Here is a 10,998-nt window from a genome sequence, read left to right as displayed (position 1 = left end):
CTTTTTTCATTTTTGCAATCTGTGTGTTAAAGGTAAGAAATTGTCTGCACACAGATCGGGTATTCGCCTACCGCGGGTTCCTCAAATTCCCCGTGCGATTTCTTCTAAATCACACAGAGAATTTCGAGGTATAACTTTAACTTCGTAAGTAGTGAAACCAACTTACACAGTTTTTGTCATAGTCCCTTTGAATCAAAATTTTTTAACATGATTGTCCGCTTTCTTGCCAGTAGAATCATCACAATAGAATAAACCTACGATTTCAAACCAATATCAATGAATAACTTGTCCGCCGAGTCGGATCCAATTTCTATTAATATCAGGTTGATTCAAGACCCAATTTAATTTGGTTACTAGTCTAATTGCGGATATACATATTTTTTAATTTGTTGAATCAAATTCGTTAACACAGTTCTCCACTTTTATCTTAATTGGGCTATTTATTTCGGAATTCTGTTCAATATACTTTTAACTAAGGCTTCTGTTTCTCATGAAGCTTCTGGAACCGAATGGCTGATTTTCTAATATCCATTCATAGCTTTCCCAGAACAGTTTGAAACATTTCGGAAACGCTGAGTAGGATTCGTGCCAGGTGGAATAACTGTCCGCAACAGGCAGGCATAAAAAGTTTATTTGTGTTGTTGATATCATACGGGAAGTGATTGATGAATACTTCGGGAAGTTATCCCTTACTATGTGCTTTTCAGGATAATTCCTGATACTTATTCTTTGGATAATATCACTAATATGTTGATCTATTTAAAACATTATCACAGAAATAATGGGCCATCCTGTTCTTGAAAATCAAAGTTTTTTTGAAAAATGTAGGATAACACAAAGGCAGTGTGAAGTTTAGAATCTTGTGAAATTTTTAGAATCTCAAATTAGTCTTTTGAGGACTTGATTCCATATAGAAAACCATCAATAAAATACTTGGAATTTAACCAAAGTAACCGTTAATTTCAATTATACAGTATTCTGAATGTTGCTTGCCACATTCAGAAAAATTTCAATAATTCTGAACATTTATTTATACTGTTTTTTTCATGAGCAAGAGCTTCAATCAACCCAATAAAACTTATATTTGGATAGATGGTTATCATTAAACTTAGTCGTTAAATCTGCCTTAATGCTGAGTAGAAGATATAAAGAAGAAATTTTTTTTGATAGAATTATTTTTTTCAGCTGTTCAAAAATACTTGTTAAATTAGGGTCGTAAGAATAAGATAAGAAATCATTTATTGAAATTATCAAAAAATCTAAAATTTAAATTTGATTTAGTTTTAAGCTATCAAAAGTTTATTTTTGATGGCTGGATTAATGTTTTTAAAGTTTTCATTTCTATTTATTGTTATAAGTTCAATTTTAAATTTAAATATGAAGTTAGGCTTTCTGCATAATGATTTTAAAGTTTATTGGAGAGGTAGACTTTATTATTTATATGATTTTTTTAAAAGAAAGAATATTCAGGTTCATGTAATAGAAATATTTGGCAATGAATCTCCGTATTCATTCGATCAGAAGGCGAGGCAAGATGATTGGTGGGATTGTCTCTTTGAAACTGAAAGTTTTAAAGACCTCACAACCATTGAAGTTAAAAAGAAAATTATGGATAAACTGGATGAGATTAATCCAGATATTTTGATTGCTGGACCAATACCATTTACATCAGGTGCTATTGGTATGCAATGGGCTTATAAAAGAGGGAAAAAAATAATTATTTTTGATGACTCAAAACATTCACATTATAACAGGAATTTTTTAGTGAATTACATTAAGATCTCTTTGATCAAATTAGCTCATGGTATTTTAGTCCCATCTGAGGAATATGATTCTGAATATGAAAAATGGAATATTGCAAAAACCAAACTCTACTATGGCTTGAATTGTATAGATAACGATTACTTCCATTCAAAAAAAAAACAATTTAGTAGTTCCAAAAAAATTGTTTTTGTTGGTAGATTGGTGAAAATAAAAAATTTAGAGGCTTTGCTTACTTCATGGAAGGTCATTGAGCAGGTTAATCCGGATTATCAATTAATAATTATAGGAGATGGGCCTGAATATGAGAATCTTCTGACAATAAAAATTAAATTAGAATTAGAAAGAGTAAAGTTTTTAGGAAATCAAAATAGGCGTGTAATTGCTAAAATACTGGCCATTTCCGAGGCTTTTATTTTACCTAGTTTTTTGGAAGGGTGGGGATTAGTAGTGAATGAAGCTATGTCAGCAGGTTTACCTGTTTTATTGAGTAACCGAGTTAATGCCGGGTATACTTTGCTTAAAGATGGAGTTAATGGATACTCATTTGATCCAAACCAACCTGAACAGATGACTGAAGCAATTTTGAAATATATTGGATTGAGCGAGACTGAAAAAATTAGAATGTCGAAAAGTGCTTTTTCATCAGTTAAAAAGTATAATTATAGAAATTTGGGAGACCAGTTACTTAAAGCAGTTAGTGAGTTAAAACTGAAAAAAAATAACAGGTTATCATTATTAAATTATTTTTTGCTAAGGAAATGGAATGGAAAATTCAAAACAGCAAATTGGGACACACTTAAATGAATTGATTAGATATTATTGTTAATTATGAAAAATATTTTAATTACTGGTGGAGCTGGATTTATAGGTTCAAATTTGAGTTTGAAATTGATAAATCAAGGATATAATGTTACTATTTTGGATAATTTGTCCACACAAATTCATGGGACTAATCCTGAAAAAGATTCAGCAACTTTCAATACAATAATCAATGGGGGGGCTAAATTTATAAAGGGTTCTGTTACTGAAAAGAACGATTGGATAAAAGCACTTGCAGGCCAAGATGCTGTTGTGCATCTTGCAGCTGAGACTGGAACTGGGCAATCTATGTATGAAATCCAAAAATATGTTGATGTTAATATCAGCGGTACTGCATTGTTATTGGATTTGCTCACCAATTCAGAGCATAGTGTTAAAAAAATAATCGTGGCTTCTTCTAGGGCTATATACGGAGAAGGAAAATACCATTGTCAAACGCATGGATTCGTTTATCCAGAAGGCAGAAGTGATGCGGATATGAGTAGAGGTGATTTTGAATGTAAGTGTCCAATCTGCAAAAATGAATTAGAGTTGGTTCCAACAGATGAGAACTCCAAAATTCATCCAAGTTCAATATATGGAATTACAAAACAAGTCCAAGAACAAATGGTTCTGACTGTTGGCAAATCACTTGGCATTCCTTCAGTTGCTTTTAGGTATCAAAACGTTTATGGGCCTGGTCAATCTTTATCAAATCCTTATACAGGGATTTTATCAATATTCAGTACCCTGATCAAAAATAATAGAAATATCAATATTTTTGAAGATGGAAAAGAAAGCAGGGATTTTGTATATATAGATGATATTGTTGATGCGACTATTCTAGGTCTTACAAAAAATGAAGCTAATTTTGAAGTATTTAATGTGGGAGCGGATAAGCCAATCGATGTTTTGACCGTTGCCAATGAATTAAAAAAGAACTATAAATCGAGAATTGATATTAATATTACCGGGAATTATAGGATTGGGGATATCCGCCACAATTATGCTGATCTTACAAAAATCAATAGGTTGTTAGGTTTTTCTCCACGGTATTCATTTTTAAATGGGATATCAAACTTTTGTGCTTGGGTAGAAGACCAAGAAATTAAGGAGGATAAATACCATGTATCGATTGAAGAAATGAAAAGTAGAGGGTTGTATAAATAAACCAAGTGTTGTCAAGTTATTATGAAAAAGTCCAATAACCCAAAAAATTGTTTATTGGTTTTCCCAAAGTCGTTTTATCATTATTCAGAATATTTTAAAAAAGCATTGTATGAAAATGGTTTTCAAGTAACTGTATGTAATGACGAATATCCAGAAAGCACATTAGGCAAAATAATGGGTAAATTGAGAATTCCCCATTTATTGAAATTGACACTAATTGAAATTAAAGAGAAATTCCTTGATGGCAAGAGTTATGATTTAGTTTTGATTATTAAGGGTAGAGGAATCAGCCCTGAACTAATTCAAGAAATGCGAAAGGTTTCAGCCAAAATTGTTGGATTTAGTTTTGATTCTTTCAAATATCTTAGCGCCCCTATTAAATGGTTTAAATATGTTGACACATTTTATACTTTTGATTACCGAGACAGTGAGAAATTTGAGTTACCTATTGTAGAACTTTTTTCCTCGCTTTCAGAGAACAATATTGAAAAAAAGTTTTCCTATCAAATTTCTGCAATAGTAAGAAACCATTCAGAAAGGTTGAATTATATTGATAAAGTATTTTCTAACCTCCAGATTGAGAGGAAGTTTATTTACATATTTGAGCAGAATTATTTTACATTTATCTTAAACTTTATCAAAAGTCCAATCCTTTATTTAAAATATTTTAAAAACATTTCTTTTAAATCTCTTCCTTACAGTGAGTATATGCGAGTTCTAAGAGAATCAAACTTTACTTTGGATTATGCTCATCCAGAGCAATCCGGAATAACTATAAGATGCTTTGAGGCGTTAGATGCTCAAACGAAAATAATCACAAATAATACTTATGTGTCTCGTTATAAGTATTTCAATAATTCAAATACTATTATTTTTGAACCAAATTCCAATCCTGTTTTTCTTCAAGAAGAATTCAAAAGAATTGAAAATTATATTCCTGAAAAACACAGTAGAACGATTGATCACTTCATCAAAAAATTAATTTCGTAGCATTCTAAAATCTTGCAACCAAAAATCATAATAGATGCCTGCTGAAAAAAAGTATAATTACCTATAACCAAGGTATTCTGTGTAAGTAATCAACCTTGCAAACATTTTTTTAATTGTATAACCTAGTCTTTTTCATACAGTTTTAATTCAAGAATTCTTTCTGTTTTTAAACTTTCCGATTTTTGGGGGTGCTTACAATGTTTTCTTCAAATTGGCTTGAAAGTACAATTCCAGTAATCTTTAACTATCGAGGAACAGAATTAAAAGTTAACAATGAAGGCATGAGAATTCATTATTATTATTATTTGTTGACTTAACAGCAGGGTAAGAGAGAAGTTACACTTGCAAAAGTATCACGGAATAATTTTACAAATAATTTCATCAATGATATTTGGTTTATAAAACCAGAATCAAATAAGATAATTGATAAAGTACCTGTAGTGAAAAGCGTTGTTATAAAAAGAAAATTACAAACATTTGAGTTGGATACACCTAAAGGACGCTTTGTTTAAAGAAGACGTTTGTGAAGATTAATTATTCACCCGCTTTAATCCTATAGCTTCGATGCCTTTGAGTTCTTCAAGCCTCATATAATGGAGAAACTCAATTTTGCTGTAAGGAACCTTCGAAGTCAGGGGAAGGGTATCGTACCTGGTATACGTACTTCCATATCCTTTACCTAATGGTTTTCCGCTAGTGTTTTCAAATAATGGTATATTGATCAATTGAGATTCGAAGATATGGTCAGTACTATCCTTAAGAACATATCTGATATAAAGGTTCCTATATGGATAGTCATTATTGTATTTAACAGCCAAAATCGTAACACCTTCTGGTAATGGATGTGTCATTGTAAATGAAATGGTGTCCTGAAGACCCCATGAAATATTTTCCATGCCAAGGTATTGTTCGAACTCCCTGTTTCCGGAACATTGGAAAAACAGCAGTAGGACAATCAAAAGTCCGGTAAGGTTTAGGGCTATTCTCATTGTTCACTCACCTTTATTTTGGTCGCCTTTGTTTTTTGGAGGGAACCTTCTTTTTCCTTTGTTTTTGGGCTTGTTTTCTTGAGATTCTTTGGCTTCGGCATTTTGATTTTCTCTTTTTGGTAAGTTCTTTCCACTTAAAGTGGAAGATTCTGTACCGGTTGACTTATTTCCAAAGTTTTTCCTTTCGGGTCTCTGCTTTTTAGCTTTGTTTTTATCTCCTTCCTGAGCAGGTTTGCTTATTTCTCTATTTTCAGCTGTCTTTATTTCAGGCTTGGTAATTCTCTGTGATGAAGTTTCCTGGGTTCCGGTATTCGGTTTTTTCTTCTTCTTCTTTTTCTTTTTAGTACTAAATTTTTTATCCAGTCTTTCCAGTTCCAGATTGGACTGTAGCACATCGTCATCAATTCCTTTGGTTTTGTTATTGTGAAGATCAAAGGGGACAATTCCATTTTCATTCATTTCCTGGATTTCCCTAACCCTTTCACAGGAAATGGAATACCAATTGTTTTCATTGTTGTAACTGAACCACATGAGTTTGCGGAAAATATCCGTTTTCTGGAGTTTAGCAGGTCCAGCTTCAGTTTGTAATGGCTTTTCTACAGTAGGTACATCTTCCAATGCGGCCATGTAGGTATCCAGTTCATAATTCAGACAGCACTTGAGCCGGCCACATTGCCCCGAAAGCTTGCTTGGATTAAGTGAAAGATTTTGGTATCTGGCTGCCGCAGTGGAAACACTCTTAAAATCGTGGATCCAAGTAGAGCAGCAAAGTTCCCTTCCACAAATACCTATACCTCCAAGCCTGCCGGCCTCTTGTCTTAAACTAATCTGCCGCATTTCTACTCTGATTTTGAATTCAGAGGCTAGGATTTTGATCAGTTCTCTAAAATCTACTCTGTCATCTGCTGAGTAATAAAAAGTTGCCTTGGAATTATCTGCCTGGTACTCAATATCGGAAAGCTTCATTTCCAATTTGAGTTCTTCAACAATTTGTTTCGTTCTGTAGAGAGTTGGGATTTCTCTGTTTTTAGCTTCTTCCCATTTTTCAAGATCTTTTTGATTGGCAACACGGTAAATCCTAAGGATGTTATCATCATTCTTGATTTTCCTTTTTTGCATTTGAAGCCTTACCAATTCTCCTTGTAAAGATACATAACCTATATGGTGACCATTGGGTACGTCTACCACAACGGGATCACCTGTAGTCAAATGTAGGTGGTCAACATTCCTGTAATATTCCTTTCTTCCACCTTTAAATTTTACTTCAACTAAATCAAATTTATCTATTGTTGGTATCCCCATATGGGATAGCCAATCAAAGCTATTCATTTTATTGCAATCGCTCGTACCACATGTGCCATTGTTATTGCATCCCGCACTTGTCCCTGTGGTAGTAGAGCAGCTACTACATCCTGCCATATCAATATATATCTAAAGGGAGGCTATCCTCCTCGTTAAAATTGGGATTATTTTTTCAAGTTTAATAAATCTTGTCCAATATCCTTTCTAAAATACACTACATTCCAATTAATATTTGAGACCTGGGAATATGCATTCATAAGTGCCTCTTCCAATTTTTGACCTATTCCCGTTATTGAAATTACTCTTCCTCCATTGGTGATTACATCTTTGGAAGAACTAAGTTGGGTTCCTGCATGGAAAACCAATGCTTGAGATTCAGGCAGTTTGTTTTCAAGCCCCAAAATTACATCTCCTTTCTTGTAATCTTCTGGATAACCACCGGCTACCATAACAATTGTAGATGCACAGTATTCATGTATTTCCAGAGGATAGGCATGGAGTTGCTGGGTTCCCATGGCAAATAATAGTTCAAGAAAATCACTTTTTATCCTAGGTAAAACAGCCTGTGTTTCGGGGTCTCCCATACGCACATTATATTCAATTACATAGGGGTCACCGTTGACGTTCATTAAACCAATAAACAGAAAGCCAGTGTAAGGGATATTTTCTTGTTCAAGTCCTTTGATCGTAGGTATTACGATTCTGGTTTCGACTTTATTAAGAAAATCCTGATCTGCAAAAGGAACCGGACTGATAGCTCCCATTCCTCCTGTGTTCAGGCCTGTATCTTGTTCTCCAATTCTTTTGTAATCTTTTGCCTCCGGTAATATCCGGTAATGATGGCCATCAGTAGCGACAAAAACAGACAATTCTATTCCAGACAGGAATTGCTCAATGACAACCTTTTCTGAAGCAGCACCAAATTTTGACTCCAGAAGCATTTCTTTGAGAGAAGCTTTGGCCTCTTCATGGGTCTGGCAGATCAACACTCCTTTTCCTGCTGCCAATCCATCAGCTTTCAGAACTATCGGAGCTTCTTGATAATCTATATATTCCAAGCCCTTTTGAATTGTGTCTTTGGTGAAGGTTTGAGATCCTGCAGTGGGGATACCATATTTATCCATAAATTTTTTGGAAAAATCTTTGGATCCTTCCAATTGCGCACCCACCTTTCCTGGACCGATGATGAGAATATTCTTTAAGGTTTCTTTTGATTGAAAAAAATCAACTATACCTTTTACAAGTGGCTCTTCCGGCCCGACCACCACCATTTCAATATTCTTTTCTTCGACAAAACGGGAAATCCCATCAAAATCACTGACAGCAATGTTTACATTTTCTGCTATAGCTGCAGTACCCGCATTTCCTGGAGCTACATAAAGATTGCTGCATTTTGGGCTATTGACAATCTTCCAAGCAAAGGCATGCTCTCTGCCTCCGCTTCCCAATAATAATATATTCATTGATAAAATTCCTTTTAGTTAGCGTGTTCTGAAATAAACTTAATCCTGTAAACCCTGATTTCTTCTTCTGCAAAGTCCTCTTCCTCCAATTCATGCATAGCTACCCGGATATTGTCTGTCTCAGCATTCATAAAATAGTCATGGAGAACATCTTCCCTTTCTTCATCCATGATGTTTTCAATATAGTAATTGATATTCAGTTTCGTACCACTGTATATGATTTGCTCTATTTCTTGGAGCAATTCATCCATACTTAGGTTCAGGTTTTCTGCAATTTCGTCAAGGTTAATCTTTCTGTCAACTTGCTGAATGATTGAAATTTTGACTTTTGACCTTGTCCCTGCAGTTTTGACTACCACATCAGAGGCAGTGATGATATCATTTTCCTCTACATAATTTTCAATCAGCTTCAGAAATGTAGCTCCAAATTTGGCTACTTTTCCCATTCCCACCCCGTTGATCTGGGCCAATTCCTCTTTTGAGGTAGGATAGACAGTCGCCATCTCCTCTAAAGATGGGTCTTGAAAAATCACATAAGGAGGTAATCCTTTTGCTTTGGCTACTTTTTTACGTTCTGCTTTTAGCAGTTCGAATAATTTTTCATCGTAGGCCTTGCCTCCTCCTGATGGTGTTTCTTCAGGTACTTCATTTTCTAGGATTTCTTCAAAATTGTGGTCTTTGCAAAAGTTGACATCAAAGGGGTCTTCAAGAAATTTTTCACCTTTTTCGGTCACTTTGATTACACCATAGTTTTCAATATCCTTTTCCAGAAAGCCACCGATCATAGATTGACGGACTACAGTTCTCCAAAGTCGCTCATCTTCTTCCTTTCCTTTTCCGAAAACCTCTAATTGATCGTGTTTGTAACTTTTGATATAGTCGTTGGATTCTCCTCTGATTACTGCCACAATATGGTCCATGTTGAACCTGTTATTTGTTTTTTTGACGGCCTCAATGGCAGCTTTCAGGTGTTCTGTTCCGTTAAATTTCTCTTTTGGCTTCTTGCAATTATCGCAATATCCACAATCATCTTCCAGAATCTCTCCAAAATAATGGAGTAAAAACTTCCTCCTGCAAATAGAACTTTCTGCATAAGCAGCCATTTCTTGAAGGAGAATTTTGGCATTTTCTCTTTCAGTTACAGGCTTATCTTTATTGAACTTTTCAAGTTTGATGATGTCATCATAGCGGTAAAACATGAGACAATGGCCTTCCAATCCGTCACGTCCAGCCCTACCTGTTTCCTGATAATAACCTTCCAGAGACTTAGGTACATCATAATGGATTACATACCTCACATCTGGTTTGTCGATTCCCATTCCAAAAGCGATTGTAGCCACAATCACATCTACTTCCTCATTAAGAAAGTCATCCTGGTTTTTGACCCTTACACTTTGATCAAGTCCTGCATGGTACGGAGCGGCTTTAATTCCATTGACTTTAAGCAATTCAGCGATTTCTTCCACCTTTTTTCTGCTCAGGCAATAGATAATACCAGATTTTCCTTTATGGGACTTTATGTATTTAATAATCTGTTTTTTGGTCTCATTTTTTACCTTAGGCCTGATCTCATAGAAAAGATTTGTCCTGTTGAAAGAGGACTTGTATAAGTCTGCCTCTTCCATTTGAAGGTTTCTTTGTATGTCCTGCTGAACTTTAGGTGTAGCGGTAGCAGTCAGGGCTATAATCGGTAAGTCTTCACCAAGTTGGGCGATGATGGTTTTGATTTTTCTGTATTCGGGACGGAAATCATGTCCCCATTCCGAAATACAATGTGCTTCATCTATGGCCACGAAGCTGATTTTGGCATCTTTCAGAAAGAGAATATTTTCCTCTTTTGTAAGTGACTCCGGCGCAACATAAAGTAATTTTGTCTTACCGGAGAGAACTTCTTTTTTTACTTTATTGGTTTCAGATTTATTGAGGGTAGAATTCAAAAAGTGTGCGTTAATACCAAATGCGTTGAGCTGATCAACCTGATTTTTCATCAGAGCAATCAAAGGTGAAATTACAATGGCAGTTCCATCTTCAATTATTGCAGGTAATTGGTAACATAATGATTTTCCTGCCCCTGTGGGCATAATTACAAAGGTGTTCTTACCTTTTAAAATATTATCTACGATTGGCTCTTGATTGCCCCGGAATTGACTGAATCCGAATATTTTTTTAAGTGTTTCTTTTACGATTTGATCCACAGCAAAGTCGGTTTAATAAGGTGCCGTTACTTTTGGGCGCATTAAACTAAAATGGTAATTTTTACCTTTGATACAAATTTAATGATTAACCGCGGCAATTTTGAAATTAACAAAAAATATTAAGATTTACGCAAGAAATTAACAGTTCATGCCCACTATTGATTATTTTTTTGTGTTTAAATTCTCCTGATGGACATTTTCCAAAAACCAAAGCAACGATAGGGTTTGAATTCTCTTCCGTTGAACCGAAAAATATTGGTATTCAGGTATTTTGATCTATGAATACTAACCTAATTTTTTTAACTTAAGGAGATTAGCAAATTAGCA

General features: G+C 34.6%; 7 protein-coding genes. 3 read left to right on the top strand and 4 right to left on the bottom strand.

Annotated elements, in window-relative coordinates:
* Window positions 1-1,308 precede the first annotated feature (1,308 nt).
* Genes CLV48_RS19115 through CLV48_RS19105 form a run of 3 tightly spaced genes read left to right on the top strand, consistent with a single transcriptional unit; the run spans window position 1,309 to window position 4,722 of the window.
* A complete protein-coding gene (locus CLV48_RS19115; protein ID WP_106568897.1) occupies window positions 1,309-2,568 on the top strand; it encodes a glycosyltransferase family 4 protein in 1,260 nt (419 codons plus the stop codon).
* Between the two features lie 24 nt (window positions 2,569-2,592).
* Window positions 2,593-3,732: an NAD-dependent epimerase/dehydratase family protein gene (locus CLV48_RS19110; protein ID WP_106568896.1), complete on the top strand. Its 1,140-nt coding sequence runs from the start codon at window positions 2,593-2,595 to the stop codon at window positions 3,730-3,732.
* A gap of 21 nt (window positions 3,733-3,753) precedes the next feature.
* Window positions 3,754-4,722, top strand: a complete 969-nt coding sequence (locus tag CLV48_RS19105) for a WaaS/CpsH family glycosyltransferase (RefSeq protein WP_106568895.1) — start codon at window positions 3,754-3,756, stop codon at window positions 4,720-4,722.
* Window positions 4,723-5,252: 530 nt separating this feature from the next.
* Here CLV48_RS19105 and CLV48_RS19100 read toward each other — a convergent pair.
* The 4 genes from CLV48_RS19100 to recQ all read right to left on the bottom strand — a co-directional run bounded on the left by CLV48_RS19100 (window position 5,253) and on the right by recQ (window position 10,671).
* The gene (locus CLV48_RS19100; protein WP_106568894.1) at window positions 5,253-5,711 is read right to left on the bottom strand and encodes a gliding motility lipoprotein GldH; all 459 of its coding nucleotides are present in this window, start codon (window positions 5,709-5,711) and stop codon (window positions 5,253-5,255) included.
* Window positions 5,712-5,714: 3 nt separating this feature from the next.
* The gene (locus tag CLV48_RS19095) at window positions 5,715-7,040 is read right to left on the bottom strand and encodes a PSP1 domain-containing protein (protein WP_281261115.1); all 1,326 of its coding nucleotides are present in this window, start codon (window positions 7,038-7,040) and stop codon (window positions 5,715-5,717) included.
* Between the two features lie 137 nt (window positions 7,041-7,177).
* Window positions 7,178-8,476 carry a phosphoribosylamine--glycine ligase gene (gene purD, locus CLV48_RS19090; RefSeq protein WP_106568892.1) on the bottom strand — a complete coding sequence of 433 codons (1,299 nt, stop codon included), beginning with the start codon at window positions 8,474-8,476 and terminating at the stop codon, window positions 7,178-7,180.
* A 14-nt stretch (window positions 8,477-8,490) separates the two neighbouring features.
* A complete protein-coding gene (gene recQ / locus CLV48_RS19085) occupies window positions 8,491-10,671 on the bottom strand; it encodes a DNA helicase RecQ (protein ID WP_106568891.1) in 2,181 nt (726 codons plus the stop codon).
* Window positions 10,672-10,998 lie beyond the last annotated feature (327 nt).

It is taken from the genome of Cecembia rubra (genome assembly GCF_003014575.1).
Classification (GTDB): domain Bacteria; phylum Bacteroidota; class Bacteroidia; order Cytophagales; family Cyclobacteriaceae; genus Cecembia_A; species Cecembia_A rubra.
This window is presented reverse-complemented; position numbering and strand designations above follow the sequence as displayed.